25 protein-coding genes and 1 tRNA gene are annotated in these 26,170 nt (G+C 74.7%); 16 read left to right on the forward strand and 10 right to left on the reverse strand.

What is annotated here, in order from left to right; translation table 11 throughout:
- Window positions 1-334: 334 nt before the first annotated feature.
- The 3 genes from ACA514_RS08130 to ACA514_RS08140 all read right to left on the reverse strand — a co-directional run bounded on the left by ACA514_RS08130 (window position 335) and on the right by ACA514_RS08140 (window position 2,535).
- Window positions 335-967 carry a GNAT family N-acetyltransferase gene (locus ACA514_RS08130; protein WP_375040400.1) on the reverse strand — a complete coding sequence of 211 codons (633 nt, stop codon included), beginning with the start codon at window positions 965-967 and terminating at the stop codon, window positions 335-337.
- A 106-nt stretch (window positions 968-1,073) separates the two neighbouring features.
- Window positions 1,074-1,511 carry a hypothetical protein gene (locus tag ACA514_RS08135; RefSeq protein ID WP_375040401.1) on the reverse strand — a complete coding sequence of 146 codons (438 nt, stop codon included), beginning with the start codon at window positions 1,509-1,511 and terminating at the stop codon, window positions 1,074-1,076.
- A gap of 109 nt (window positions 1,512-1,620) precedes the next feature.
- The gene (locus ACA514_RS08140) at window positions 1,621-2,535 is read right to left on the reverse strand and encodes a LysR family transcriptional regulator (protein WP_375040693.1); all 915 of its coding nucleotides are present in this window, start codon (window positions 2,533-2,535) and stop codon (window positions 1,621-1,623) included.
- Window positions 2,536-2,615: 80 nt separating this feature from the next.
- Here ACA514_RS08140 and ACA514_RS08145 point away from each other — a divergent pair, with 80 nt between their 5' ends.
- Together ACA514_RS08145 and ACA514_RS08150 are read left to right on the forward strand one after the other, a co-directional pair.
- Window positions 2,616-3,566, forward strand: coding sequence for a DMT family transporter (locus tag ACA514_RS08145; RefSeq protein WP_375040402.1), 951 nt, complete (start codon window positions 2,616-2,618; stop codon window positions 3,564-3,566).
- Entirely contained in the window at window positions 3,511-4,455 is a 945-nt protein-coding gene (locus ACA514_RS08150; RefSeq protein ID WP_375040403.1) for a phosphotransferase, read from the forward strand. The genes ACA514_RS08145 and ACA514_RS08150 overlap by 56 nt, the downstream gene beginning before the upstream one ends.
- A gap of 32 nt (window positions 4,456-4,487) precedes the next feature.
- Here ACA514_RS08150 and ACA514_RS08155 read toward each other — a convergent pair whose 3' ends face one another.
- Window positions 4,488-5,423 carry an anti-sigma factor RsbA family regulatory protein gene (locus ACA514_RS08155; RefSeq protein WP_375040404.1) on the reverse strand — a complete coding sequence of 312 codons (936 nt, stop codon included), beginning with the start codon at window positions 5,421-5,423 and terminating at the stop codon, window positions 4,488-4,490.
- 135 nt (window positions 5,424-5,558) lie between these two features.
- A complete protein-coding gene (locus ACA514_RS08160) occupies window positions 5,559-6,644 on the reverse strand; it encodes a glutamate--cysteine ligase (RefSeq protein ID WP_375040405.1) in 1,086 nt (361 codons plus the stop codon).
- A gap of 205 nt (window positions 6,645-6,849) precedes the next feature.
- Here ACA514_RS08160 and ACA514_RS08165 point away from each other — a divergent pair, with 205 nt between their 5' ends.
- Entirely contained in the window at window positions 6,850-6,981 is a 132-nt protein-coding gene (locus ACA514_RS08165; RefSeq protein WP_375040406.1) for a hypothetical protein, read from the forward strand.
- Window positions 6,982-6,985: 4 nt separating this feature from the next.
- On the opposite strand, the gene ACA514_RS08170 is transcribed toward ACA514_RS08165, so the two are convergent.
- The gene (locus ACA514_RS08170; RefSeq protein ID WP_375040407.1) at window positions 6,986-7,195 is read right to left on the reverse strand and encodes an HGxxPAAW family protein; all 210 of its coding nucleotides are present in this window, start codon (window positions 7,193-7,195) and stop codon (window positions 6,986-6,988) included.
- A 163-nt stretch (window positions 7,196-7,358) separates the two neighbouring features.
- Window positions 7,359-8,537, reverse strand: a complete 1,179-nt coding sequence (locus ACA514_RS08175) for an acyl-CoA dehydrogenase family protein (RefSeq protein WP_375040408.1) — start codon at window positions 8,535-8,537, stop codon at window positions 7,359-7,361.
- Window positions 8,538-8,657: 120 nt separating this feature from the next.
- Here ACA514_RS08175 and ACA514_RS08180 point away from each other — a divergent pair, with 120 nt between their 5' ends.
- The 9 genes from ACA514_RS08180 (at window position 8,658) to ACA514_RS08220 (ending at window position 18,609) form a co-directional block, all read left to right on the forward strand.
- Complete coding sequence (locus ACA514_RS08180) at window positions 8,658-10,481, forward strand: methylmalonyl-CoA mutase family protein (RefSeq protein WP_375040409.1); 1,824 nt, start codon at window positions 8,658-8,660, stop codon at window positions 10,479-10,481.
- Window positions 10,478-12,691, forward strand: a complete 2,214-nt coding sequence (gene scpA / locus ACA514_RS08185; protein WP_375040410.1) for a methylmalonyl-CoA mutase — start codon at window positions 10,478-10,480, stop codon at window positions 12,689-12,691. Before ACA514_RS08180 ends, scpA begins: the two co-directional genes overlap by 4 nt.
- Window positions 12,688-13,671, forward strand: a complete 984-nt coding sequence (gene meaB, locus ACA514_RS08190; protein WP_375040411.1) for a methylmalonyl Co-A mutase-associated GTPase MeaB — start codon at window positions 12,688-12,690, stop codon at window positions 13,669-13,671. The genes scpA and meaB overlap by 4 nt, the downstream gene beginning before the upstream one ends.
- Before the next feature lie 78 nt (window positions 13,672-13,749).
- Entirely contained in the window at window positions 13,750-14,730 is a 981-nt protein-coding gene (locus ACA514_RS08195) for a GNAT family N-acetyltransferase (RefSeq protein WP_375040412.1), read from the forward strand.
- 131 nt (window positions 14,731-14,861) lie between these two features.
- Complete coding sequence (locus ACA514_RS08200) at window positions 14,862-15,824, forward strand: hypothetical protein (RefSeq protein ID WP_375040413.1); 963 nt, start codon at window positions 14,862-14,864, stop codon at window positions 15,822-15,824.
- A 130-nt stretch (window positions 15,825-15,954) separates the two neighbouring features.
- A tRNA-Asn gene (locus ACA514_RS08205) sits at window positions 15,955-16,025 on the forward strand.
- A gap of 24 nt (window positions 16,026-16,049) precedes the next feature.
- Window positions 16,050-16,490 (forward strand): HNH endonuclease, encoded by a 441-nt coding sequence (locus tag ACA514_RS08210; RefSeq protein WP_344269721.1) that lies wholly within the window; start codon window positions 16,050-16,052, stop codon window positions 16,488-16,490.
- Between the two features lie 200 nt (window positions 16,491-16,690).
- Window positions 16,691-17,710 (forward strand): coiled-coil domain-containing protein, encoded by a 1,020-nt coding sequence (locus tag ACA514_RS08215; protein WP_375040414.1) that lies wholly within the window; start codon window positions 16,691-16,693, stop codon window positions 17,708-17,710.
- A 62-nt stretch (window positions 17,711-17,772) separates the two neighbouring features.
- Window positions 17,773-18,609: an endonuclease/exonuclease/phosphatase family protein gene (locus ACA514_RS08220; protein WP_375040415.1), complete on the forward strand. Its 837-nt coding sequence runs from the start codon at window positions 17,773-17,775 to the stop codon at window positions 18,607-18,609.
- A gap of 35 nt (window positions 18,610-18,644) precedes the next feature.
- Here ACA514_RS08220 and ACA514_RS08225 read toward each other — a convergent pair whose 3' ends face one another.
- Window positions 18,645-19,700: a Gfo/Idh/MocA family oxidoreductase gene (locus tag ACA514_RS08225; protein ID WP_375040416.1), complete on the reverse strand. Its 1,056-nt coding sequence runs from the start codon at window positions 19,698-19,700 to the stop codon at window positions 18,645-18,647.
- 129 nt (window positions 19,701-19,829) lie between these two features.
- On the opposite strand from ACA514_RS08225, the gene ACA514_RS08230 reads away from it, so the two are divergent.
- Together ACA514_RS08230 and ACA514_RS08235 are read left to right on the forward strand one after the other, a co-directional pair.
- Complete coding sequence (locus ACA514_RS08230; RefSeq protein ID WP_375040417.1) at window positions 19,830-21,476, forward strand: FAD-dependent oxidoreductase; 1,647 nt, start codon at window positions 19,830-19,832, stop codon at window positions 21,474-21,476.
- Window positions 21,473-22,897: an ATP-binding protein gene (locus tag ACA514_RS08235; protein ID WP_375040418.1), complete on the forward strand. Its 1,425-nt coding sequence runs from the start codon at window positions 21,473-21,475 to the stop codon at window positions 22,895-22,897. Before ACA514_RS08230 ends, ACA514_RS08235 begins: the two co-directional genes overlap by 4 nt.
- A gap of 175 nt (window positions 22,898-23,072) precedes the next feature.
- Here ACA514_RS08235 and ACA514_RS08240 read toward each other — a convergent pair whose 3' ends face one another.
- A complete protein-coding gene (locus tag ACA514_RS08240) occupies window positions 23,073-23,474 on the reverse strand; it encodes a VOC family protein (protein WP_375040419.1) in 402 nt (133 codons plus the stop codon).
- 57 nt (window positions 23,475-23,531) lie between these two features.
- Here ACA514_RS08240 and ACA514_RS08245 point away from each other — a divergent pair, with 57 nt between their 5' ends.
- Entirely contained in the window at window positions 23,532-23,996 is a 465-nt protein-coding gene (locus ACA514_RS08245) for a MarR family winged helix-turn-helix transcriptional regulator (RefSeq protein ID WP_375040420.1), read from the forward strand.
- 85 nt (window positions 23,997-24,081) lie between these two features.
- On the opposite strand, the gene ACA514_RS08250 is transcribed toward ACA514_RS08245, so the two are convergent.
- Window positions 24,082-24,876: a class II aldolase/adducin family protein gene (locus ACA514_RS08250; RefSeq protein WP_375040421.1), complete on the reverse strand. Its 795-nt coding sequence runs from the start codon at window positions 24,874-24,876 to the stop codon at window positions 24,082-24,084.
- Between the two features lie 135 nt (window positions 24,877-25,011).
- Between ACA514_RS08250 and ACA514_RS08255 the strand changes: the two genes are divergently transcribed.
- Entirely contained in the window at window positions 25,012-26,145 is a 1,134-nt protein-coding gene (locus ACA514_RS08255; protein WP_375040422.1) for a helix-turn-helix domain-containing protein, read from the forward strand.
- Window positions 26,146-26,170: the final 25 nt, after the last annotated feature.

Genomic DNA, 26,170 nt, shown 5'->3' on the forward strand with positions numbered 1-26,170 from the left:
GGAGGCGGGCGGTGGACGGCGGGCGGGACGTCGTCATGGGCGCTTCACCAATCCTGGGGTGGCTACTCCTCGACGGTAGGCCGATCGGGCCGCGCCGCGTCGTCCCGGGCCCGCCCGTCCGGCCAGGAACCGCCGCCGGCATGGCCGCATCGGGTCACCGGTGTTTGGCGGTGATCCCCGTCCTCCGGAGGCGCAGGTGACGGGCATCAGGGGCGCGGCGGGGCGACGGACCGTCGCCGGACGCGTACGCTCGCGAGCACCGCCCTCCGGGAGATGGCCGCTTCTGGTCATGACAGCGGCTTAACCGGAAGTGCACCAGGGTGTCGGAGGCAGGTCAGCCTCCTTCCGGGTCCCGCCACATCAGCCAGACCGGCGGGCATCCCTTGCCGGGCATGGCGAGCTCCCGCGTCACCCGGAACCCGAACCGCTCGTAATAAGGGACGTTCCGGTCCTTGGAGGACTCGAGGTAGGCGGGGACGCCCTCGGCGTCGCAGCGGTCCAGCCGCGAGCGCAGCAGCGCGCCGCCGAGTCCGTTGCCCTGCGCGGGCGGGTCGGTGCCGAGTACCGCCAGGTACCAGTGCGGTTCCCGGGGGTGGTGCTTCTCGATCTCGCCGAGGGCGCGCAGCGCCGCCGGCACCCGCCGGCCGAGCGCGCGCAGCAGCGGGACCGCCTGGGCCGCCTGGGCCATAAGCGGGACGTGCCACAGGCCGGGCGGGTCCCAGAGCGCGGCGGCCTCCACGTCCGCTCCGCGGCCGGCCGTCTCGGTGCCCTCGTGCCGCAGGTGCACGTGGCGCAGCAGGATGCCGAACACGCCCGCCAGCCTGCGGACCCGGGACGCGTCGTCGGGCAGGATCCAGCGCCAGACCGGGTCGTCGTCGAACGCGCGGCCGAGCATCGCCGCGATCGCGGCGGCGTCGGCGCCGCCCGCTGCGCGGACGAGCGGGGAGGGCTGGGGCTGGGACGTCATGGCGCGGCCTCCTCGGGACGCGCCGATCCTCGCCGTGCGACCGCGTCCCCGTCAAGGCGCGCGATCCCGCCGGGGACGCGCGGCTCCGCGGAGGCGCGCGGTCCGGTCAGCGGCGGCCGCGGCGCTCCTCGCGGGCCCGGCTCAGCTCCTCCAGCACCAGCGTGGCGCCGATCCCGGCGAGCCAGGAGTCCTTGGCGAGCGGGATGCCCTGCTGGGTGGGGCGCAGCCCCTCGCGCATCCCGGGCAGCCGCAGGTAGAGACCCAGCAGCCCGCCCGCGAAGGCGGTGAGCCCGGCGCCCGCGAGCATCGTCGGCACCAGCGGGGTGATCAGCGCGGCGCCGAGCGCGACTTCGGCGGTGCCGAGCTTGCGGGTGAAGTCGTTCTTGTCCTGGGCCTCCAGGAACGGGTAGGCGGCCGTGGCGGTGCCGTGGATGTACTCGGCCGTCCCCTCGTCGCCCTTGAGCTTGGACAGGCCCGAGTTAAGGACGAACGCGCCCACGATCAAGCGGACGGGCATCTGGTGCGCGCGAGCAAGAAAACGCATCGTTCCCCATAGCGATCGGGAGATTCCGGGCGCAGGGATCATTCCCCCGCGCCGCCCGCTCCACGCGACCGCCGGGTCAAGTCTCGGCATCGGCCGCCGCCCGCGCCGATCAAGCGGCCGGGCGGTCCTCCATGAAGTGCTCGGCGGCGGCCCGCAGCGCCTCCACGCAGGCGTCGACGGCCGGGCCGGCGGCCGCGGTGCGCCACGCCACGTAGATCTTGCGGCGCACGGCCGGGCGGGTGGCCAGGATCCGGACGCCGGACGGGACGGGGTCGCGGCCGAGCCGGGGGATCAGCGCGGCGGCCAGCCCGGCCGCGACGAACGCCAGCTGGGTGGGGTAGTCGGCCACGTTGCAGGCGATCTCGGGCTCGACGTTGTGCTCGCGCAGCGTCTGGACGAGCTGCCTCTCGCAGGTGCCGCCCGCCGTCCAGCACGCCCAGCGCATGCCGCGCAGCTCGTCCAGGTCGACGGTGCGGCGCCGGGCGAGCGGGTGCGCGGCGGGCAGCGCCAGGTCGATGACGTCCGAGGACAGCAGGACGTTCGACACCGAGGCGGGGAACGGGGTCGGCAGCGTGTCCCAGCTCTCCACCATCGCCACGTCGATGTCGCCGCGCGCGAGGGCGGGCAGCACGTTCTCCGCCTCGCCCTCCTCCAGGGTGGGGGACAGGCCGGGGTGCCGCTCGCGCAGCGCCGCGAGCGCGGGCGGCAGCACCGACCGGGCGGCGGTGACGAACGCGCCGAGGCGGACCGGCCCGGTGGCGCCGTCGCGCAGCCCGTCCAGTTCGGCGGCGGCGGCCGACAGCTGGGCCAGCACCCGGGCGGCGTGCCCGGCCAGGACGTGCCCGGCGCGGGTGAGCCGCACGCCGCGCCCCTGCTGTTCGAGCAGCCGGTGGCCGGTCTCCCGTTCGAGCTTGGCGAGCTGCTGCGACACCCCGGACGGGGTCACGTGCATCGCCTCGGCCGCCGCGGCGATCGTCCCGTGCACGGACAGCGCGTGCAGTGCCCGGAGGCGCTCGATGCTCATCGTCACGGTAGTGATGCTACCGAATTCCGCTGAAGAACATTCGCTTGTGCTACCGGAACGGGCGCGGCAGCGTGGGAGGCGTGCGAAGGATCGACCCGCGTCTGCTCGCGATCGCCGGGGCCGCGTTCATCTCGGTCTCGGCGATCCTGTTCCGCCTGTCCGGCGTCTCGTCCGGGACGGCCGCGGTCTTCCGCTGCGCGCTCGCGCTGCCGGTGCTCGCGCCGCTCGCGCTCTGGGAGCGGCGCCGCGCGGGCCCGCGCCGGCACGCCGCGGTGGACGTGGCGGCCGGGCTCCTGCTCGGCGCCGACCTCGTGCTGTGGGGCGCGTCGATCGACCGGGTCGGCGCCGGGATCGCGACCGTGCTGGTGAACGTCCAGGTCGTCGTCGTCCCGCTGCTGGCGCTGGCCGTCTTCGGGGAGCGCCCGTCCCGCCGGTTCGCGCTCGCCGTCCCGGTGATGCTGGGCGGCGTGGCGCTCGCCGGCGGCCTCGCCGGGCACGGGACGGGCGCGGACCCGGTCACCGGAATCGTGTTCGGCGTGGGCGCCGGCGCCGCCTACGCGGGCTACCTGTTCCTGACGCGCGTCGCCGGGCGCGGGCAGAGCCACCGGGCGCAGCCGGTCCTGCTGGCGACCTGCGGGGCCGGCGCCATGGCCGCCGCGCTCGGGGCGCCCTGGCAGGGCGTCGACCTCGCGCCCGGCTGGGCGGCGCTCGGCTGGCTGGCCGCGCTGGCGCTGACGGGCCAGATCTGCGGCTGGATGCTGATCGGCGCCGCGCTGCCGAGGCTGCGCGCCGAGGAGGGCGGGACGCTGCTGCTCCTCCAGCCGGTCCTGGCCGTCGCGTTCGGCGCCGCGGTGCTCGGCGAGCGTCCCGGGGCGCTCCAGATCGCGGGCTGCGCGCTGGTCCTCGCGGCGGTCCGCCTGGCCGGGCGCGCTCCCGGCGGGCGGCGGGCGTCGCGGCCGGGTACCGTTCCGGTGCGTGACGACTCCGCCGCAGGGACCGCCGCCCGCCCCCGAATGGGCGCCCGAACGTGAGGTCACCGCGGAGGCGGCGGCAGGGCTGATCGCCGGGAGGTTCCCCGGGCTCGCGGGCGCGCCGGTGGAACCCCTCGCCATCGGATGGGACAACACGGTCTTCCTGGTCGGCGGCGAATGGGTGTTCCGCTTCCCGCGCCGGCGGATCGCCGTCCCCGGCGTCGAACGCGAGATCGCGGTGCTGTCCGCCATCGCTCCCCGCCTGCCGCTGCCCATCCCCGTGCCGCGGTTCGCCGCCGGGCCGTCGGAGGAGTTCCCCTGGCCGTTCTGGGGCGCGCGGATGATCCCCGGCCGCGAGCTCGCCGAGGCCGGGCCCGGCGATGAGGACCGGACGGTCCTCGCCGCGCAGGTCGGCGCCTTCCTGCGGGCACTGCACGACCCGGCGCTCGCGGCCGAGGCGGGGAGCGGGCTGCCGCACGACCCGATGGAGCGGTCGGACCCGGCCGTCCGCGCCGCGCGGACGCTGCCCCGGCTGGACTCGCTGGTCCGCCTCGGCGTCTGGGAACGCGACCCCGCCGTGATGGGCTTCCTCGCCGAGGCCGGTGACCGGCACCCGCCCGCCGGGGACCCGGTGATCGTCCACGGCGACCTGCACGTCCGGCACGTGCTGCTCGACCCCGCCGGACGGGCCGCCGGTGTGATCGACTGGGGCGACGTATGCCTGGCGGACCCGGCCGTCGACCTGGCCATCGCCTACGCCGGATTCGCCGGCGCCGCCCGGGCGGCGCTGCTGGACGGGTACGGGCCCGTCCCGCCGGACCGGGAGGCCGCCGCGCGCGTGCTGGCCCTGAACCTCAGCGCGACGCTCGCCGAATGGGCCGCCTCCACCGGACGTGCGACGCTGCTGGCCGAGGCGCTCGCCGGCATCGGCCGCGCCCTCGCCGGCTGAGCGGCGCGTCAGACCTGCGGCAGAGCGGCGCGTCAGACCCGCATGTAGACCCGGATGGCGGTGCCGCCCGGGCCGGTGTGCATGCGGACGAGGTCCGCGAGGTGGTTGACCAGCAGGATCCCGCGCCCGCCGGACGGGCTCATCGCCACCGGGCGCCGCCCGGCGAGCGGGTCGGTGATGGTGCCGGCGTCGCTGATCTCGCAGACGACCCGGCCGTCCTCGGCCCAGATCCGCGCCGTCCCCTTCCCGCCGCCGTGCAGGCAGGAGTTGGCGGCCAGCTCGTGCACGGCGATCTCGAGGTCGTCCGCCGGCCCCTGGCCGAGGCCGAGGTGCCGTGCCCACCGGCAGGTGAACTCGCGGACGCGGGGGAGCGCGTCCAAATCGAAGCTCATCCGGGCGGCGTCGGGCGGTTCGGGCAGCGGCCGGTTGTAGGAGCTGATGACGCGCAACGGCGCGTAGTCATCGCTGGCGCGCTCGCCGTCCCGGTCGATGACGACGGGGTGGGTGGCGTGGGCGTCGGCGATGACGACCGGATCCAGGCCCGCCACGTCGTAGGGGCACAGGATCGACACCTCGCGGCCGGCGAACGCCAGGTTGATCAGGGCCTCGTGCTGGGCGCAGGCGGGGTACTCGGTGCCGGTCCGGCCGGGCCAGATCGGCTCGCCGATGATCCACACCCGTCCGGCCGGGTGCCGGTCGGCGAACGCGCGCAGCACGCCGGGGATGATCCGGCCCGGGTTGCGGCCCACCTCGGTCATGTCCAGCCAGCGGACGTCCCCGGCGGCGTCGCCGAGCGCCTCGCGCAGCACGCCGAGCCGGGGGCCCGGGACCGCGACGGCGACGGGCCCGGCCGCGTCCAGGCCGGCGCGGACGAACGGCACCGTGCCGTCGAGATACTCCTCGTCGCCCTTATAGAAGAGGGCCGGATGGACGAACGGATCCCCCGTCGACGCGTCGTCCGGATCCATGTCCTTGTGGCCCCCAAGCCGTCGGTGAACGCCGTTCACCTCATCGGTTACCCCCGAACCAGCAGGTAAAAACGGGGTGAACTATGCCATTGTGCCCACATGGGGGCCGTGCCGCTCACCCGGGGGTCACCGCGCTCATGCACGCAGGAGCGCGGCGTCCACGACGTCCGTGAGCCGGCCCCTCCTGCGGTAGGCGGCGCGCTGCCGCTCCGCGCCCGTCCCGCCCGTGATCAACCGCCGCACGCCCGCCGCGACCCGGTCCAGGTCGCCGCTGTCGCGCAGCGCGGGCAGCACGTGGGCGAGCAGGTCCCCGGCGAGCCCGCGGAACGCCGCCGGACGGCCCGTGCACACGTCCACGCCGTCGCCCGCCAGGCCGTCCCGCGCCGCCAGCCAGTACGCCGCGCGCAGCATCTCCTGGGACGGATCCGGGGCCGGCTCCCCCGCCTCCACCGCGCGCACGGACATCTCCACCAGCGCGCGGATCAGCGCCGCGAACACCGAAGCGTCCGCCGTGGTCGGCGCCACGTCGCCGAGCCGCACCTCGACCGTGGGCAGCCGCGCGGACGGCCGGACGTCCCAGAAGATCGTCCCGGCGTCCATCAGCGCGCCGCAGCCCAGCAGCGTGCCGACCAGCTCCTCGTAGTGCCCGTACGACTCGAAGTACGGCGGCGGCCCCGCCACCGGCCAGCGCGCCCACGCCATGACGCGCCAGCAGGCGTGCCCGGTGTCGCGGCCCGCCCAGTACGGCGAGTTGGCCGCCAGCGCCAGCAGCGTCGGCAGCCAGGGCCGCAGGTGGTTGCTGACCGCGACGGCCCGTTCCCGGTCGGGCATCTCGACGTGGACGTGGCAGGAGCAGATGCTCTGCTCGTCGTCCAGCGCCCGGTACGTCGCGAGGCTCTTGGCGTAGCGGGCGCCGGCGCCGATCGGCGCGGGCACGAGGTCGCCGAGCACGGGGGTCCCGGTCGCGGCGAGCCGGACGCCCTCGGCCGCCGCGGCGTCCGCCATCGCGGCGCGCATCGACCCGACCTGCTCCTCGAGCTTGTCGAGGTCGTCGCAGGGCGGGGTCTTCGCCTCGGCCAGGAAGTCGACGAGTTCGGTGGAGGCGCGCTCGCCGAGCGCCCGCTCCGCGCGCCGCACCACGGCGGCGGCACGGGGGACGACCTCCCGGGAACCGGGATCGACGACGAAGTACTCCTCCTCGATTCCCATTCGCAGGGCCATCCCACCACCTCGGGGTCGGGGGCTCGCAGGCGGCCGCGTCACTTCGAAGGTACGTTCTCGCGGCCCGCTTCGCATCCGCCGGACGCGGCCCCGGTCCCGGAAAGGGATCTCCTTGACCCTCTTTTGACCCGCCGCTCAGTGGGCAGCGTTGACAAGGGGGACGCCGCGAAAGGAACACCACGCGACAACAAGGAAGGTGATCCGGATGCCGGGTTCGGCTCCGATCGGTGTGCTCGCACTCGTGCTGGCGATCGCGGTACTGGTGCTCGTCGGCCTCATCTACTTCGGCGGCCGGCGGCAGGGGCCGCCCAACGGCCTGAACAGGGACCGCCACTGAGCGGCTACTGGCGCGGGTCGTCGACGACGACGTCGGTCATGATGTCGACCGCGAGGGCGATGATCCCGCCGATCACGGCCACCGCGGCGCCCGCCCCGAACACGACCCAGTCGGGGCCCATGACGAGGCCCACGCCGCCGATGACGAAACCGACGAAGATGATGGCCACGGCGACCCAGGACTTGGGACGCCCGGCGTGGCTGCCAGTCGACATGCGCAGTCTTCTCTTTCCGCGTTCGGTGGGGGACGGCGGCCCGCGTGATCGGGCCTCCGACGCCGAACTCTAGCAACGCCCGCCCCGTACGGCCGCGCCGGGTGCCGCGGCGGCGCGGCGGGCCCGCGCGGGGGCGCGGGCGGGATCAGACGAATTGTCTGAGTCAGACGAAGGCGCCCTGCCCCGTCGCCGCACGGCCGACGATCAGCGTGTTGATCTCCCGGGTGCCCTCGTAGGAGTAGAGCGCCTCGGCGTCGGCGACGAACCGCCCGATGCCGTAGTCCAGGACGATCCCGTTGCCGGCCATCAGCTCGCGTCCCCAGCCGACCGCCTCCCGCATCCGGCTGGTGCAGTACGCCTTGGCGAGCGCCGAGTGCTCGTCGCGGTAGAGCCCCTCGTCCTGCAGCTGCGCCAGCCGCACCACCATGCCGAGCGAGGCCGTCGCGTTCCCCAGCATCCTGACCAGCAGGTCCTGGACGAGCTGGAACTTGGCGATCGGGCGGCCGAACTGCTCGCGCCGCACCGCGTAGTCGCGGGCGATCTCGTACGCGGCGAGCATCACCCCGACCGCCTGCCACGCGACGCCGCTGCGGGTGCGGCGCAGGATCGCGGCGGTGTCCTTGAAGCCGCCCGCGCCGGGGAGCCGGTCGGACTCGGGCACGCGGCAGTCCTCGAACCGCAGGTCGGCGTTCTGCACGGTCCGCAGTGCGATCTTGTTCTCGATCCGGGTCGCGGTGAAGCCGGGCGCGTCCGTGTGGACCACGAAGCCCTTCACCTGGTCGTCGGCCTCGTCCCTGGCCCACACCACGACCAGGTCGGCGAACGTGCCGTTGCCGATCCACCGCTTGGCGCCGTTCAGCACCCAGTGGTCGCCGTCGCGGCGCGCGGTGGTGCGCAGCCCGAGCGCGACGTCGGACCCGCCCTCGGGCTCGGTCAGCGCGAACGCGCCGATCTTCTCCATCCGCCCCATCGCGGGCAGCCACCGCTCGCGCTGCTCCGGCGACCCGCACCGGCCGATGCTGCCCATCGCGAGGCCGGCGTGGACGCCGAAGAACGTCGCCATGGACGGGTCGACGCGCGCCATGTCCATCGCCAGGAACCCGGTGAGCAGGCTGCTGGGCTTCTCGCCGGGGCACTCGTCGTAGGCCAGCCCGGCGACGCCCAGCTCGCCGTACTGCGGGACGAGGTCGAACGGGAACTCCGCCCGCGCCCAGCAGTCGTTCGCGATCGGCGCGACCTTCGCCTCCAGGAAGCCGCGCACCCGCCCGAGGATCTCCTTCTCGCGCTCGTCGAGCAGCTCCTGCATGTGGTAGAGGTCACCGGGCAGCGGATCCAACGTCATGCGGTGCCCCTTTCCCCGAGGCCGGATCGCTAACCGGTGGCGGGCGGCGCGGCGAATCCGGTTCTGGTGAACGGGACCCGGTCTCGGACGCGGTGTAGGCGTGCGCTTACCATCCAGGGCATGACGGTGCCGCCTGAAGAACTCGAACTGGCCGCCGCCTTCCCCCCGGCCGAGCGGGACCGGTGGCGGGAGATGGTGAAGGGGGTGCTGCGCAAGTCCGGCGCGGCGACCGAGGAGACCCCCCTCGGCGAGATCGAGGCCCTGCTGACCCGCGAGTCCTATGACGGAGTGCCGATCGCGGCGCTCTACACGCGCGACGACGCTCCTCCGGGACGCCCCGGGCTGGCCCCGCGCGTCCGCGAGGTCCGGCCCGACGGCGAGGGCCTCGCCGGCTGGGACGTCCGGCAGCCGCACGCCCACCCGGACCCGGCGGTCACCCGCGAGGCGGTCCTCGCCGACCTCGAGAACGGCGTCACCTCGGTGTGGCTGCGGCTCGGCGACGGCGGGACGCCCGTGGCCGCGCTCCCCGAGACGCTGCGCGGCGTGCTCCTCGACCTCGCGCCCGTCGTGCTGGACGCGGGCGACCGCACGGCCGAGGCGGCCGAGGCGTTCCTGGCACTGGTCACCGAGCGGGGGAACGGGCCGGCCGCGTCGGGCAACCTCGGCGCCGACCCGCTCGGGCTCCAGGCCCGCACCGGGACCGCCGGATCCCTGGACGAGGCCGCGGCGCTGGCCGTCCGGTGCGTCCGGGAGTTCCCGAAGCTGCGGGCGATCGTCGCCGACGGCACCGCCTACCACGACGCGGGCGGCTCCGACGCCGAGGAACTGGGCGCGGTGGTCGCCGCGGGCGTCGCCTACCTGCGCGCCCTCACCGGCGCCGGGCTGGACGTGGACGGGGCGTTCGGGCAGATCGAGTTCCGGGTCGCCGTCAACGCCGACCAGTTCTCCTCGATCGCCAAGCTGCGCGCGCTGCGCCGGCTGTGGACCCGGGTCGCCGAGGTCAGCGGCGCCGCCGACGGGACGGCCGCGCGGATCCACGCGGTGACCTCGTCGGCGATGATGACGCGCCGCGACCCGTGGGTGAACATGCTGCGCACCACCGTCGCCGCGTTCGCCGCCGGGGTCGGCGGCGCCGACGCCGTCACGGTGCAGCCGTTCGACGCCCGGCTCGGCCTGCCCGACGACTTCGCCCGCCGCATCGCCCGCAACACCCAGACGCTGCTGCTGGAGGAGTCGAGCCTCGCCCGCGTCGTCGACCCCGCCGGCGGCTCCTGGTACGCCGAGAGCCTCACCGAGGAACTCGCCCAGGCCGCCTGGGCCTGGTTCACCGAGATCGAGAAGGCCGGCGGTCTCGCCGCCGCCCTCGGCTCGGGGCTGGTCGCCGACCGCATCGCCGCGACCTGGGCGCGCCGCCGCAAGGACATCGCCCGCCGCAAGGCCCCGCTCACCGGCGTCAGCGAGTTCCCGAACCTCGCCGAGAACCTGCCCGAGCGGGACGCCGCCCCCGCGCGACCCGGCGGTGGGCTTCCCGTCGTGACCTACGCGCAGGACTTCGAGGCGCTCCGCGACCGGTCCGACGCCCACGCCGAGGCCACCGGCGCCCGCCCGAAGGTCTTCCTCGCCACGCTGGGCCCCATCGCCGTGCACACCGCGCGGGCGTCGTTCGCCGCCAACCTGTTCCAGGCCGGCGGCATCGAGACGGTGACCGGCGCGCCCGAGGAGTTCGCGGCGTCCGGTACGGCCGTCGCCTGCATCTGCTCCAGCGACAAGCTGTACGAGGAGAAGGCCGCCGAGGCGGCCCGCGTCCTGAAGGACGCCGGTGCTGTGAAGGTCTGGCTCGCGGGTAAGGGAACCTACGAGGGGGTCGACGCCCGCGTGCACGCCGGATGCGACGCGATCGAGGCGCTGGAGACCACCCTCGACGATCTGGGAGTGAACGAATGATCCCCGACTTCAGCGAGATCGAGCTCGGGACGGCGCCCCCCGCCGACGAGGCCGCCAAGCGGTGGCGCGCCGCCGTGGCCGACGCCACCGGCAAGGACCCGGAGGCCCACACCTGGGACACCCCGGAGGGCATCGGCGTACCGCCGCTCTACACCGGCGACGACCTCGCCGGGCTCGACTTCCTCGGCACCCTGCCGGGCATCGCGCCGTACCTGCGCGGCCCGTACCCGGCGATGTACGCCACCCAGCCGTGGACGATCCGCCAGTACGCCGGGTTCTCCACCGCCGAGGAGTCCAACGCCTTCTACCGGCGCAACCTCGCCGCCGGGCAGAAGGGCCTGTCGGTCGCGTTCGACCTCGCCACCCACCGCGGCTACGACTCCGACCACCCGCGGGTGGCCGGCGACGTCGGCATGGCCGGGGTGGCGATCGACTCGATCTACGACATGCGGCAGCTCTTCGACGGCATCCCGCTGGACAAGATGAGCGTGTCGATGACCATGAACGGCGCGGTGCTGCCCGTCCTGGCGCTGTACATCGCCGCGGCCGAGGAGCAGGGGGTGAAGCCGGAGGGCCTCGCGGGGACCATCCAGAACGACATCCTCAAGGAGTTCATGGTCCGCAACACCTACATCTACCCGCCGGTGCCGTCGATGCGGATCATCTCCGACATCTTCGCGTACACCTCGCAGCGGATGCCGAAGTACAACTCCATCTCGATCTCCGGCTACCACATCCAGGAGGCCGGGGCCACCGCCGACCTGGAGCTGGCCTACACCCTCGCCGACGGCGTCGAGTACATCCGCGCGGGCCGCGAGGCGGGCCTGGACATCGACGCGTTCGCGCCGCGCCTGTCCTTCTTCTGGGCGATCGGCATGAACTTCTTCATGGAGGTCGCCAAGCTGCGCGCCGCGCGCCTGCTGTGGGCGAGGCTGGTGAAGCAGTTCGACCCGAAGAACCCCAAGTCGCTGTCGCTGCGCACGCACTCCCAGACGTCCGGCTGGTCGCTGACCGCGCAGGACGTGTTCAACAACGTCGCCCGCACCTGCGTCGAGGCGATGGCCGCCACGCAGGGCCACACCCAGTCGCTGCACACCAACGCGCTGGACGAGGCGCTCGCGCTGCCGACCGACTTCTCCGCCCGCATCGCCCGCAACACGCAGCTGCTGCTCCAGCAGGAGTCCGGGACGACCCGGACGATCGACCCGTGGGGCGGCAGCAACTACGTCGAGCGGCTCACCTACGACCTGGCGCGCCGCGCCTGGGGCCACATCACCGAGGTCGAGAAGGCCGGCGGCATGGCCAGGGCGATCGACGAGGGGCTGCCGAAGCTGCGCATCGAGGAGGCCGCGGCGCGCACCCAGGCCCGCATCGACTCCGGCCGCCAGCCCGTCATCGGCGTCAACAAGTACCGGCCCGACGTCGAGGAGCGGATCGAGGTCCTCAAGGTCGACAACGCCTCCGTGCGCGCCCAGCAGATCGAGAAGCTGCGGCGGCTGCGCGAGGAGCGCGACGAGACCGCGACGCGGTCCGCGCTCGGCGCGATCACCGCCGCGGCCGAGGCCGCCGAGAACGGCACCCGCCCGTCCGACCTGGACCACAACCTGCTCGCCCTCGCCATCGACGCCGCCCGCGCGAAGGCGACCGTCGGCGAGATCTCCGACGCGCTGGAGAAGGCGTACGGGCGGCACGCCGCGCAGATCCGTACGATCTCCGGGGTGTACCGGGAAGAGGCGGGCAACGTGTCCGGCATCGAGAAGGCGCGCGCCGCGACCGCCGCGTTCGAGCAGGAGGAGGGCCGCCGGCCCCGCATCCTCGTCGCCAAGATGGGCCAGGACGGCCACGACCGCGGCCAGAAGGTGATCGCGACCGGCTTCGCCGACCTCGGCTTCGACGTCGACGTGGGCCCGCTGTTCCAGACGCCGGGCGAGGTCGCCCGGCAGGCGGTCGAGGCCGACGTGCACATCGTCGGCGTCAACTCCCTCGCCGCCGGCCACCTCACCCTGGTGCCGGCGCTGCGCGAGGAGCTGGCCGCGCTCGGCCGCGACGACATCATGATCGTCGTCGGCGGCGTCATTCCGCCGCAGGACTTCGACGAGCTGCGCGCCGCCGGCGCCGCCGCGATCTTCCCGCCCGGCACCGTCCTCGCCGACGCGGCGATCGGCCTGCTGGACGAGCTGACCGCCGAGCTGGGGCACTCCGGGCGGTGAAGCCGGAACTCCAGGACTACGCGTCCGGGGTCCGGGACGGGTCGCGGGCGTGGATCGCGCGCGCGATCACGCTGGTCGAGTCGGCCCGTCCCGACCACCGGGAGCTGGCGCAGCGGCTGCTGGTCGAGCTGACCCCGCACGCCGGGAACGCCCGCCGCGTCGGGATCACCGGCGTGCCGGGCGTCGGCAAGTCCACGTTCATCGACGCGCTCGGCACCAGGCTGACGGGGGAGGGGCACAAGGTCGCGGTGCTGGCCGTCGACCCGTCCTCCACCCGCACCGGCGGCAGCATCCTCGGCGACAAGACCCGGATGCAGCGCCTCGCCGTCGACCCGGACGCGTTCATCCGCCCCTCGCCGACGGCCGGGACGCTCGGCGGCGTCGCCAAGGCCACCCGCGAGGCGATGGTCGTCATGGAGGCCGCCGGGTACGACGTCGTCCTCGTCGAGACGGTCGGGGTCGGGCAGTCGGAGACGACCGTCGCCGAGATGGTCGACTCGTTCCTGTTCCTCACCCTCGCCCGCACCGGCGACCAGCTCCAGGGCATCAAGAAGGGCGTCCTCGAGCTGGCCGACGTCATCGCGGTCAACAAGGCCGACGGCGACCACGCGATGGAGGCCAAGCGCGCCGCCCGCGAGCTGTCGGGCGCGCTGCGGTTGCTGCGCAGCGACGAGCGCGTCCGCGACACCCCCGTCCTGACCTGCAGCGCCAGGGAGGGCACCGGCCTGGACCGGGTGTGGGACGAGATCGTCGGGCACCAGGAGCGGCTGCGCGAGTCCGGCGCGCTGGAGGCGCGGCGGCGCCGCCAGCAGGTCGGCTGGACGTGGGCGATGGTCCGCGACCGGCTCCTCGGCGAGCTGCACGCCCACCCCGCCGTCCGCGACCTCGCGCCCGGCCTGGAGAAGAGCGTCGCGGACGGGACCCTCACCCCGGCGCTCGCCGCCGAGCGCATCCTGGAGGCGTTCTCGCGCGGTTGCTGAACGGCCTTCCAGACGTCCGAAACCACGGGTTGCCCGGGTGCCCGGTCGCGGCGGACGGGGATCAGGTACAACAGTCGGATGGACGTCATCGCGCTCGATGATCCGACGGACGCGCAGATCCGGGAGTGGCACGGCGTGCTGTCGGCCGTGCACGCCGCCGACCCGGCGGGCGAGCCCGCGCCCGAGCCGGAGCAGACGGCCGAGCGGCTCCTCGGCGCCGACCCCGGGTCGCGGCAGCGGTTGTGGGGGGTCCCCGACGGCGGCCGGCTGGCCGCCGTGGCCGCGCTGCGGCTGCCCGGCGCACCGGGGACGGACCGTCCCGCCGAGATCGACATCCGGGTCCGGCCGGGGCACCGCCGCCGCGGGCTCGGCCGGCGGCTGCTCGCCGCCGCCGCCGACGGCCTGCGCGCCGACGGCCGCACCAGCGTGATAGCCCAGGTCAACGCGGGCACCCCCGCCGTCCCGTTCCTGGAGTCGCACGGCTTCGAGTGCGTGCTCACCCTGCGCGGCATGCTGCTGCGGCTCGCCGAGGTCCCCCCGGACCGGATCGCCCGGCTGGTCGCGGCGGGCCCCGACGGCTACCGGCTGATCCGCTGGCAGGGCGTCGTGCCCGACGAGCACGCCACCGCCCTCGCGCACGCCAAGCACGCCATGGCCGACCTCGCCGAGTACGAGGGCGCCCCCTGGGACGCGCACCGCGTCCGCGAGACGGCCGAGGTGGTCGCCAAGCGCGGCGACGACCTCTACACCGTCGCCGCCCTCGACGCCTCCGGCACCGTCGTCGCCGGCTTCACCGAGGTCGTCGTCCCGCACGACGCCGCCGGCCGCGCCGCCCAGTACGACACGGCCGTCGCCCCCGAGCACCGCGGGCGCCGCCTCGGCATCTGGGTCAAGGCCGCCATGCTCCAGTGGCTCGCCGGCGAGCGCCCCGAGGTGCGCGAGATCGAGACCGACAATCTGGGCGACAACGAGCACATGCTGGCGGTCAACGAGGAGCTCGGCTTCCGGGTCGAGCGCGAGTCCCTGGAGTACCAGGCCCCCGTCTCCGCCCTCCCCTGACCCCTCCCGGCCCCCGGCCCCCGGACCCCGCGCCCGGCCGGACTTTTCCACAGAACCCCGTTCCAGTTCCGTCCGTCCGCGCCCGGGGCCACGCTGAAGCCCTCAGGTGCGGCGAGCGGGGGAGGCGGCCCATGGGCGGGCGGTTCGAGCTGGAGGTCCCGGAGTCGGTGACCACGCGGTTCCTGGTGGCGACGCAGTCGAGGACGCTGCCGGGCCCCGGCTTCCTGCCGGACGCCATCGGCGACGGCGGCCTCGCGCGCGAGGCCGCCGCGATGCTCGAATCCGCCGGCCTCGTCGTCGAACCGGTCACCCGCCCGTCCGGCGAGCTGAAGACCCGGTTCCACCGGCTCGCCGCGCCGCCCGGCCGGCTCGCAACGGTCGTCGGCGCCCGCCGGCACATCGCGGTCACCGCCGCGGGCCCGCCCGCCGGGCAGCCGCGGTCCGCGCAGGCCGCCCGGCTGGCCGCCCGCACCCTGGCCGCCGCCGTGGACGGCACCGTCGCCGACCTGGACTCCCGGCGGATCCTGCCCGGATCGCCGCCGCCCGCCGAGCCGGAGCGGTTCGCCCTCGGCCGCGAGTGGGTGTCGGTGTTCGTCACCGTCGATGCGGGCGACGGCGCCCGCGCCCGCGTCGACACCTCCGGCCTGCACCGCTTCGGCCTGCCGGAGGTCGCCGCGCGGCACGTGCCCTACGCGAGCATGCTCGCCGCCGCCAACCTCGTCCGCGGGCTGACCTGGCAGCTGGTGGCCGAGCAGGCGGCCTGGCTCGGCCGCGGCCACCGCGACCGCACCCGCTCCACACGGCACGAACGCGCCGTGTCCGGCGCCGACGTCCTGCGCTTCTGGGGCGTCGGCCCGCCGGACCGCCCTCCCGGCGCCTGCGGATCCGCCGCCGTCCGCCTCGGCTGGACCGGTACCGACTGCCCCGACTGCCCCGCCGCCATCGAACTCGTCCCGCCCGTCCGCCTGCCGGCCCCGAGCCCGCCCGGCCCGGCCTCGCGCGCGTCGCCCCCACCCGCCGGCCCCGCTGAGGACCAATGGTGGCGCGAGGTGGCGGCGGCGATGCCGCAGATGGCCCGCCCCGACCCCGCCTGACCCGCCGCGCCCGGACGGGGCGGGGCCGCCTGAAGTGGGCGGGAAAAACCGTTGCCCTGGTGGGCCGTGCGTCGGCATTCTGATGGAGGCTTCCGGGAAATGCCCGGAAGCCGGAGAATTTCCGATCCATTGTCCCGTGGTTCAACGGCAGAACGCCGCACCGTTAATGCGGTTATCCAGGTTCGAATCCTGGCGGGACAGCGGCCCGGGGTGGGAGGTGACCCGGTGAACGTGCTCGTCCTGAACGCGTCGTACGAGCCATTACAAAAGGTGGACCTGCGGCACGCCATCCGCATGCTGGTCCGCGAGGTGGCCGTCGTGGAGGAGGCCGAGGAGGGCCGGACCATCGGCCGCTTCCCGGTGCCGCGGGTCCTCAGGCTCGTCCGGTACGTCGCGATGCGCTGGCGGCACGGGCGCCGTCCGCCCTGGAGCAAGCGCGGCGTCTACCTGCGCGACCGGGGCCGCTGCGGCTACTGCGGGCAGCGCGGCAACACGATCGACCACGTGCACCCGCAGTCGCGCGGCGGCGGGAACACCTGGGAGAACACCGTCCTTGCGTGCGGCCGCTGCAACAACCGCAAAGGGGACCGGACGCCCCGCGAGGCCGGTCTGCGGCTGCGCTGGGAGCCGCGGGTCCCGCGCTGGGAGGACCTCGTCGGGATCTGAGGAGGAAGCCGCCGGACCCCCTTCCGGCGGCACGGGGGAGGGGCCGGACCGCCCGTCGGCGGTCCGGCCCTCTTTCGCGCCTTTCCCCACCCTTTCTGTGACAGTGACGTGACCGTGCGTGATCTTCCGAATGTCTGATGGTCTGTGGTGATTGTGGTAGCGTGCCCGCCAATCTTCGCCTCGTTATCTGGGAGTGATCTGTGGCGGCCCTCGGTCCCTACGGCAGGACGGCGCGCCCCGCCGGCGGGCGCCGGACGGCGCGGCGGCTGGCGGTGCTGGTCCTCGTGGTGGGGATGTCGGCGGCACTGCCCCCGGCGGCGGGGGGCGCCGCCCGCGCCCCGGCCGAGCCGAAGAAGGACCTCAAGAAGGAGTACGCGAAGCTCAAGAAGCGCGCGGACACGCTGTCCAAGCAGTACCGCGGCGAGCTGATCTCGCTGGAGGAGGCGAAGAAGTCCGCCGAGCGTGCGGGCGCCGACGCCGACCGCGCCGACCGCGAGTACGGCGCGGCGCGGCTGTCGGTCGCCCGGATCGCCTCCACCAGCTACATGACCGGACGGCTCGACCTGATCCCCATGGTCACCTCCGGCGATCCGGTCTCGGCGCTCCGCGACGCCTCGGTGATCGAGCACATCAGCCGCGACAACGGGCGCCGCGTCGAGGGCCTGCAGGCGCTGAACACCAAGGCGGCGCAGTCGCACCGGGCGGCGCAGGCCGAGCTGGACGGCGTGCGCAAGGAGATCGACGACCTGGAAGGGCAGCGCGCCCGCGTCAAGAAGCTGCTCGCCAAGTACAAGCCCGAGGTGCCGAAGGCCCCGGCGGGCGGCGGCAAGCCCGACGGCGTCTCCGGCACCAAGTCGCCGATCGTCGGCAACTCGATGACCGCGCGGATGCGGACGGCCCTGCAGGACATCGACGGGAAGTTCGGGCCGTTCCCCACCATCGGCTGCTCGCGTCCCGGCGACCCGCAGGACCACGGCTCCGGGACCGCCTGCGACTTCATGGAGAGCACCGGCGGGAAGATGCCGAGCGCGTCGGCCACGGCGCACGGCGACCGCGTCGCCCAGTACGTGATCGACAACGCGTCCCGGCTCGGGATCAAGTACGTGATCTGGCGGCAGCGCATCTACGACATGCGCGGCAGCGGCGGCTGGCGCCAGATGGAGGACCGCGGCAGCGTCACCCAGAACCACTACGACCACGTCCACGTCTCCGTGCTGTGACGCGTGTCCGCTCTGTGACGGGCGGGGTGGTCGCGCGGCGGCCCCGATGACACGCTCACCGCATGGGCTATGACATCGAGGCGCCGTACGGACCGCTGATCGAGACGACGTGCAGGGTGGCGGCCTGGAACGTCTGGGACCGCTACGGCCCCTACAAGGAGCGCGAGGCGGCGATCATCGGGATCCTCCGCGGCGCGGCGCCCGACGTCCTCGTCCTGGTGGAGGCGTGGGAGGACGAGGACGACTCGCTGGCGGCCCGGCTCGGCGAGGCGCTCGGGCTTCCGCACGGCGTCTTCGGCGGGTCCGCCTACGGGGCCGCGGCGGGCGGCCGATCGGGGATCGCGGTCCTGTCGCGCTGGCCGCAGGAACGGACCGGTGAGCGGCGTCTCGGCGACCCGGACGGCACCGACGGCGGCCTCGCCGTGTCCGCCACGGTCCGGGGCCCGCGCGGCGCCCTCCACGTGTTCGGCGTGGGGCTGGCCTACAAGCTGGGGCATAGCGGGCGGCGGCAGGATCAGGTGCGCGACCTCGCCGCGTACGTGCGCGAGACCGCGGGACGGGACGCGCCGGTGGTGGTGGCTGGCGACTTCAACGCCGGGCCCGAGTCCGACGAGATCCGCATGCTCACCGGACGCGCCGCCGTGGGCGCGCCCGGCGTCGTCTTCTACGACGCGTGGGAGATGGCGGGCGACGGGACGCCGGGCCATACCTGGAGCAACGCGAACCCGTGGGCGAGGCCGGTCCTGTGGCCGGACCGCCGCATCGACCACATCTTCTCCGCGTGGCCCCGCGCGGGCGGCGCGGGCCATCCCGTCCACTGCGAACTCCTGGGCGTCGATCCGGTGGACGGCGTCGTCGCGTCCGACCACTACGGCGTGCTCGCCGACCTGCGCTACTGACCGCCGCGCCTCCGCCGGCAGGGCGCGGTGGCCTGTCAGCGCGTCCGGGTGTCGACGACAGTGCCTTCGCGGGCGGAGCGGAGGGCGGCCTCGATGACCTCCAGGCCCGCGATCGCGTCGGTGAGCGTGACCGGCGGCGGCGCCTCGCCGCGCAGCGTGCGCGCCACCCCGGCGTAGAACTCGTGGTAGGCGCCGGGGGCGGTGGCCTCGGCATGGTCGTCGCCCGGCGTGCCGGCCCTCCCGTACGACTCGGGCGGCGCGATCCCGTAGCCGGGGTCCTTCGGGGTGAGGCCCGCGCGCAGCGAGTCCTCCTGCCCGTCCATGCCGTTCACCGTGTAGGAGGCGCGGCTGCCGAGGACGCGGAAGCGCGGCCCGAGCTGCGCGGCGGTGGCGCTCGCCCACAGGTGGGAGCGGACCCCGCCGCGGTGCGCGAGCGCGACGAACACGTCGTCGGGCGCCGCCGCGCCCCGCCGGCGCGTGTCGATCTCGGCGTAGACCCGCTCGGGGCGGCCGAACAGCGCGATCGCCTGGTCGATCAGGTGGGAGCCGAGGTCGTAGAGGATCCCGCCGGCGTCGCGCGGGTCCGCGCTCTCCTTCCAGCCCGCCTTCACCCCGGGCCGCCACCGCTCGAACCGGGACTCGAACCGCAGCACGTCGCCGAGCGTCCCGGATCCGGCCAGCCGCCAGACGGTCCGGTAGTCCCCGTCCCAGCGCCGGTTGTGGAACGGGATCACCGGCAGCCCCCGGACGGCGCTCAGCGCCGCCAGCGACCGGGCGTCCGCCGCCGTCGCCGCGACCGGCTTGTCCACGACGACCGGCAGGCCCGAGGTCAGCGCCGTGCGGGCCAGCGGGACGTGCTGCCGGTTCGGCGCGGCGACCACCACCAGGTCGTAGCCCCCGGAGGCCTCCCAGAGCCGGTCCGGGCTGCCGAGGACGCTCGTCTCCGGGTAGCGCTCCGCGACGGCGCGCGCCCGCTCCGGATTCCCGGTGACCACGGCGGCGAGCCGCAGGCCCGGCACCGAGGAGATCAGGGGCGCGTGGAACACCGAGCCCCCGGTGCCGTATCCGATCAGCGCAACACGCAGGTCCATGCGACGATCATTACCGATGCGGTCCCGGCCGCGGGGCGCCGGGGTCGCGGCCGGACGGCGCGGGCGGCACGCGGCGGCCGCGGGCCACGTAGGCTTTTGCCCGGGGATGTCATGGGATGAGGGGGACGTGTGTCCAAACCAGTGCTGCTGACGGTCGACGACGACCCGGGCGTGTCCCGGGCGGTGGCACGCGACCTGCGCCGCCGGTACGCCGAGTCGTACCGGATCGTCCGGGCCGAGTCCGGGCGGCAGGCCCTGGACGCGCTGAGCGAGCTGCGGCTGCGCGGCGACGACACGGCCGTCCTGCTGGCCGACTACCGGATGCCCGAGATGAACGGCGTGGAGTTCCTGGAACGCGCCATGGACCTGTTCCCGTACGCGCGCCGGGTCCTGCTGACCGCCTACGCCGACACCGACGCCGCGATCCGCGCGATCAACGTCGTCGACCTGGACCACTACCTGCTGAAGCCGTGGAACCCGCCGGAGGAGAAGTTCTACCCGGTGATCGACGCGCAGCTGGACGCGTGGCGGCGCACCGACCGGTCCCGGCCCGCCGAGCTGCGGGTCGTCGGGCACCGCTGGTCGGCCCGCTGCTACGAGGTCCGCGACTTCCTGGCCCGCCACCAGGCCCCCTACACCTGGCTGATGGACACCGACCCCGAGGGCGCCGAGCTGGTCGCGGCGGCGGGCGCGCCGGAGCTGCCGCTGGTCGTGACGGCCGACGGGAAGACGCTGTGCGCGCCGACGGACGCGGAGCTGGCGTCGGCGATCGGGCTGCCGAGCAGCCCGTCCACCGGCTTCTACGACCTGATCGTGGTGGGCGGCGGCCCGTCCGGGCTCGGCGCCGCGGTGTACGGGGCGTCGGAGGGCCTGAGGACCGTCGTCGTGGAGCGCCGCGCCCTCGGCGGCCAGGCGGGGCAGAGCTCGCGGATCGAGAACTACCTCGGCTTCCCCGACGGGGTGACCGGCGCGCAGCTCGCCGACCGGGCCCGCCGGCAGGCCGACCGGTTCGGCGCCGAGCTGCTGCAGGCCGGCGAGGTCACCGCGCTGGAGTCGCACGGGACGGCGCGGGTGGCGCGGCTGGCCGACGGCACCGAGATCGCCGCGCACGCCGTGATCCTCGCCAGCGGCGTCTCCTACCGGCGGCTGAACGCCGAGGGCGTGGAGGACTTCGTGGGACGCGGCGTGTACTACGGCGCGGCGCTCACCGAGGCGCCGTCGTGCGCAGGCGAGGAGGTCGCGGTCGTCGGCGGCGCCAATTCCGCCGGCCAGGCCGCCGTGCATCTGGCCAAGTACGCCGGGAAGGTGCACATCATCGTCCGGGCGGACGGCCTGGAGAAGTCGATGTCGCACTACCTGATCGAGCAGATCGAGGAGACGCCCAACATCGAGGTGCACACCGGCAAGACGGTGTGCGCCGCGGAGGGCGCCGACCGCCTCGAACGCCTCACCTTCGCGTGGCCGGGCGGCAAGAAGACCATCGACGCGCACTGGCTGTTCGTGTTCATCGGCGCCGAACCGGGCACGGACTGGCTGGACGGCTTCGTCGAGCGCGACGAGCGCGGGTACGTCGTCACCGGGCCCGACCTGGTCGCCGGCGGGCGCCGCCCGCCCGGGTGGCCGCTCGCCCGCCAGCCCTACCACCTGGAGACCAGCGTCCCGGGCGTGTTCGCCGCGGGCGACGTCCGCGCGGAGTCGATGAAGCGCGTCGCGTCCGCCGTCGGCGACGGCGCGATGGCCGTCGCCCTCGTCCACCGCTACCTGGAGCAGGCATGACGACCATCACCGCATCGCCGGAGGAACTGCGCTCGCTGTTCCTCTTCGAGGACCTGGACGACCAGAAGCTGGAATGGCTGTCGGCCTGCGGGACCGTCGCGGAGATCCCCGCCGACGGCGTGATCTGCGCGCAGGGCGAACCCGCCGAGTTCCTGTACGTGCTGCTGGACGGCGAGATGGTGATGAGCCAGCAGGTCCGGGACCACTCCGTCGAGACCAGCCGGACGTCGCGTCCCGGCACCTACGGCGGCGCCGTCCAGGCCTACCTGGACGACCAGATCGAGCAGAAGTACCAGCACACGCTCCGGGCGACGCGGCCGTCGCGGGTGTTCGTGCTGCCGGCCCGCAAGTTCAGCAAGGCCGTCCGCAAGTGGTTCCCGATGGCCACGCACCTGCTGGCCGGGATCTTCTTCGGGATGACGAACCTGCGGCGCGCCGTCGACCAGCGCGAGCGGCTCACCGCGCTCGGCACGATCACCGCGGGCCTCACCCACGAGCTGAACAACCCGGCCGCGGCCGCGGCGCGGGCCAGCGCCGAACTCGGCGACCGGCTGCTCGCCGCGCAGAAGAGCCTGGCCGACCTCGCCGCGCAGGGCGCCGACTGCACGCGGCTGGCGGCGCTCGTGGCGCTGCGGCCCACGCTGGCCGCCGCGCCGGGGACGCGGCGCAGCCCGCTGGAGGTCAGCGACGCCGAGGACGAGCTGGGCGACTGGCTGGAGGAGCACGGCGTCGGGGACGCCTGGGACCTCGCGCCCGGCCTGGTGTCCGCCGGGGTCGGGGTGGCGGAGGCCGCGGAGGTCGCGCGGGCGGCCGGGGAGCACCTGCCCGCGGCGATCCGGTGGCTGGCGGAGGTGATGGAGGTCGGGCAGCTCCAGGCGGAGATCTCCGAGGCGATGGACCGGATCACCGCGCTGCTGGACTCCGCCCGCCAGTACTCGCAGCTGGACCGCGCCGCCTACCAGCGGGTCGACCTGCGCGAGCTGCTGAACAGCACGCTGACGATGCTCAAGCGCAAGTTCGGGCCGGGCGTGACGGTCAAGACCGTCTACGACGAGTCGCTGCCGCCCGTCCCGGTGTACGCGGCGGAGCTGAACCAGGTCTGGACGAACCTGATCGTGAACGCGCTGTACGCGATGGAGGGCTCGGGCACGCTCACCATCCGCACGGCCCGCGTGAACGACCAGGCGATGGTGGAGATCGCCGACACCGGCTGCGGCATCCCCGAGGAGAACATCGACCGGATCTTCACGCCGTTCTTCACCACCAAGCCGGTGGGGCAGGGGACGGGCCTCGGCCTGGACATCTCCTGGCGGATCGTCGCGGACCGGCACGGCGGCGACATCAAGGTGGAGTCGCTGCCGGGCGACACGCGCTTCCAGGTGCTGCTGCCGCTGGCCGAGGCGTCCCGCGACGACGACTGACGGACCCCCGTCCTGTCAGTCGCGTGCGGGGCGGCGCGTTCCTTTTCGTCTCCGGGGGACAAGCGTCCGTCTCGGCCTGCGTGATGTGCTGTGGGCACGGGCTCACACCGGGTCGGCCCGGCGGAGGCTTCCTCCGCCGGGCCGAGCGCCCCGTCCGGGCGCCCGGGTGACCGGATCAGTACGACTGGAGTTCCAGCAGGTTGCCGCCGGGGTCGCGCAGGTGCGCCGTCCGCAGCCCCGGTCCCCAGTCGGGCCGGTCCGCCGGTTCGGCGACCGTGACGCCGCCGAGGGCGGCGAGCGCGGCGGCGGCCTTGTCGACGTCGTCCACCCGCAGCACCAGCATCGACCCGTCCTGGCCGGACGGCGCGGGCAGGTCCGCGGTGCCGACGGTCTCCGCCATCCGGGCGCGTCCCATGACGACCAGCACGCACTCGCCGCCGAGGTCCCAGTTGGCGTACTGGGCGTCGGGGAGCAGCTTGACCGGCCGGACGCCGAGCAGTTCGTGCAGGGCCGCCTCGTAGAACCGGGCGCAGGCGTCGAAGTCGTCCACCAGAAGCCGCGGGTAGAGCGCGTCCATGGCGCCCTCCTATTCGTGGGTGCTCACCAATGATGGGTGTAACCCTACAATAGGCTGATGGACGACACCGCAGGGCCGCTGCCGCCCCGCCTGCTCGGCATCACCACGTTCGTGCTGGCCCGGGTGGGACGCGCGGGCCGCGTCCGGATGGGCCGGTTGATGGACGAGCACGGCCTCGGGCTCTGGCACTTCGCCGTGCTGGCCGCGCTGGACGACACGTCCCCGGCCTCGCAGCGCGAGCTGGGCACGCGGCTGCGCATCGACCCGAGCGACCTGGTCGAGGTGGTCGGCCGGCTGGAGGCGGCCGGGCTCGTGCGGCGCGAGCGCGACCCGTCCGACCGGCGCCGCTACGTGGTGGAGCCGACCGCCGAGGGCCGCGCGGAGCTGGACGAGGTCGCCCGCCGCGCGGCGGAACTGGACGACGACCTGCTCGCCCCGCTCTCCGCCGCCGACCGGGCCGCCTTCGAACGCATGGCCCGCACCCTCCTGGCCCACCACGACCCGGGCGCGCGTGAACGCTGATCCCGGCTGGGCCCGCCCGGCGGAGGGCATGCCACGGCCCCGGCGCGAACGGGGATGCGCCGGGGCCGCCGGGGTCCGGGGCGGGTTACTCGAACAGGTCGGGCTGCTCGCGGGTGATCTGGTCGTAGAGCGGCTGGTAGTTGATCCAGCCGACGAGGTCGTTGCCGATCTGCTCGTGGGTGAGGACGGCGTTGTCGTGCTCGATCGGGACGACCTGGCCGGCGGCCTTCGCCAGCAGCTGCACCTGGCACGAGCGTTCCATCGTGATGAACCACCAGGCGGCGGCGTCGACGGTGTCGCCCACGGTCAGCAGGCCGTGGTTGCGCAGGATGACGGCCTTGTGGTCGCCGAGGGCGGCGGCGATGCGCTTGCCCTCCTCCAGGTCGGTGACGACGCCGGTGTAGTCGTCGAACAGGCCGTGGTCCTGGTAGAACGCGCAGACGTCCTGGGTGATCGGCTCCAGCTTCTGGCCGAGCGCGGAGATCGCGCGGCCGTGGGTGGAGTGGCTGTGCGCGGCGGCGACGACGTCCGGGCGCGCCTGGTGCACCTGCGAGTGGATCGCGAACGCGGCCTCGTTCACCGGGTAGCGGCCCTCGACCACCTGGCCCTGGTGGTTCACCAGGATCAGGTCGCTGACCTTGATGTGCTTGAAGGACATCCCGAACGGGTTGACCCAGAAGTGGTCGGGGCGCTCGGGGTCGCGGGCGGTGATGTGCCCGGCGACGCCCTCCTCGAAGCCGAACTTGCCGAAGATCCGCAGCGCGGCGGCGAGCCGCTCCTTGCGGTGCCGGCGCTCGTCCTCGACGTCGTCGAAGGACGGCGGCAGCCGGAAGATCAGGTCGGTCGGCAGCTTTTCCAGGAACTGCTCGTCATCGGGCATCGGCGAACTCCTCGGGCTGTGGCCGGGCACTGCCTCCACCGAACACCACCCGGCGGGCCGCCCGCTAGGGGCGGCCGGCCCAAGCGGCCCGGGTCCCGTTGTCCGGCCGGGACAACGAGGGGACACAATGGCCGCATGGAGCCCAGCGAGGGCGACCGGTTCCTGCGGTTGCTGATCGAGCACAGCGACGACCCGCGGCTGCTCGAGACGACCGTCCGCGCCGCGCGCGGCCGGTCCGACCTGGTGGCCGCGCTGCCCGAGGAGGAGACCCGGCGGCACACCCGCGCGCTGGTGCGGGGCGTGCTCGCCGCGCTGGAGGACGGCGGCCCCGGCGAGGAGGTGCTCGCCGCCGCCGAGCGGCTCGGCTCCGACCGGGCCCGGCAGGGCGTGCCGGTCGCGGCGTTCCTGGACGGCTTCCAGGCGGGCCGCGCCCACCTCGTCCGCATCCTCATCGAGGACGGCCGGCGCACGGGGGTGCCGGACGCGGTGCTGCTGGACGGCGTCAGCCGCATCGACGAGATCACCACCGCGCTCGTCCACCGGATGGTGCACGCCCACCGGGTCGCGGAGCTGGAGATGGCCCGCACCCGCCGGGAGGGGCACGTGCAGACGCTGCGGCAGCTGCTGCACGGCGAGGCCGTCGCGGTCCCGGCGCCGCTCGACGGCGGCGCCGAGTACCACTGCGTGGTGTCGGACGTCAGCGACCCGGCGGTCGCGGCGCGGCTGGAGGCGCGGCTGCTCGCGGCGGGACCGGGGCTGTGCGGGCTGGTGGACGGGCGGCTCGCCGCACTGGTGGTGCGGCTGCCGGCCCTGCCGCCGTCCGGGCCGCTGCTGGTCGCGGCGCCGCCCGCGCGGCCCGCCGGCGTCGCGCCGCTGTACGGGCTGGGCCGCCGCGCGCTGCGGGCCGGGGCCGCGGCGGGCCTCACCGGGCTGCGCGAACTGGCCGACCTCGCGCTGCTCACCGTGACCGAGGCGGAGCCGGAGCTCGGCGGGCTGCTGGCGGACCGGCTGCTCGGCGGCCTCGACCCCGGCGACCCGTTCCACCGCGGGCTCGCCGAGACGGCGCTGGCCTACCTCGACCACGGCGGCCGGATCGAGCCCGCGGCCGCCGCGCTGCACGTCCACGGCAACACGGTGAAGTACCGGATACGGCGGTTCCAGGAGCTGACCGGCCGTCCGCTGGCCGATCCGGCCGCGGGGGCGGCGGTGGCGGGGACGGCGCACTGGTGGTGGGCGCTGCACCGGTGGCTCGCCTCCGCCCGGGCGTGACCGGATGTCCGGCCCGGATGATGGG

Source organism: Actinomadura sp. NTSP31, assembly GCF_041951385.1.
Classification (GTDB): Bacteria; Actinomycetota; Actinomycetes; order Streptosporangiales; family Streptosporangiaceae; genus Spirillospora; species Spirillospora napierensis.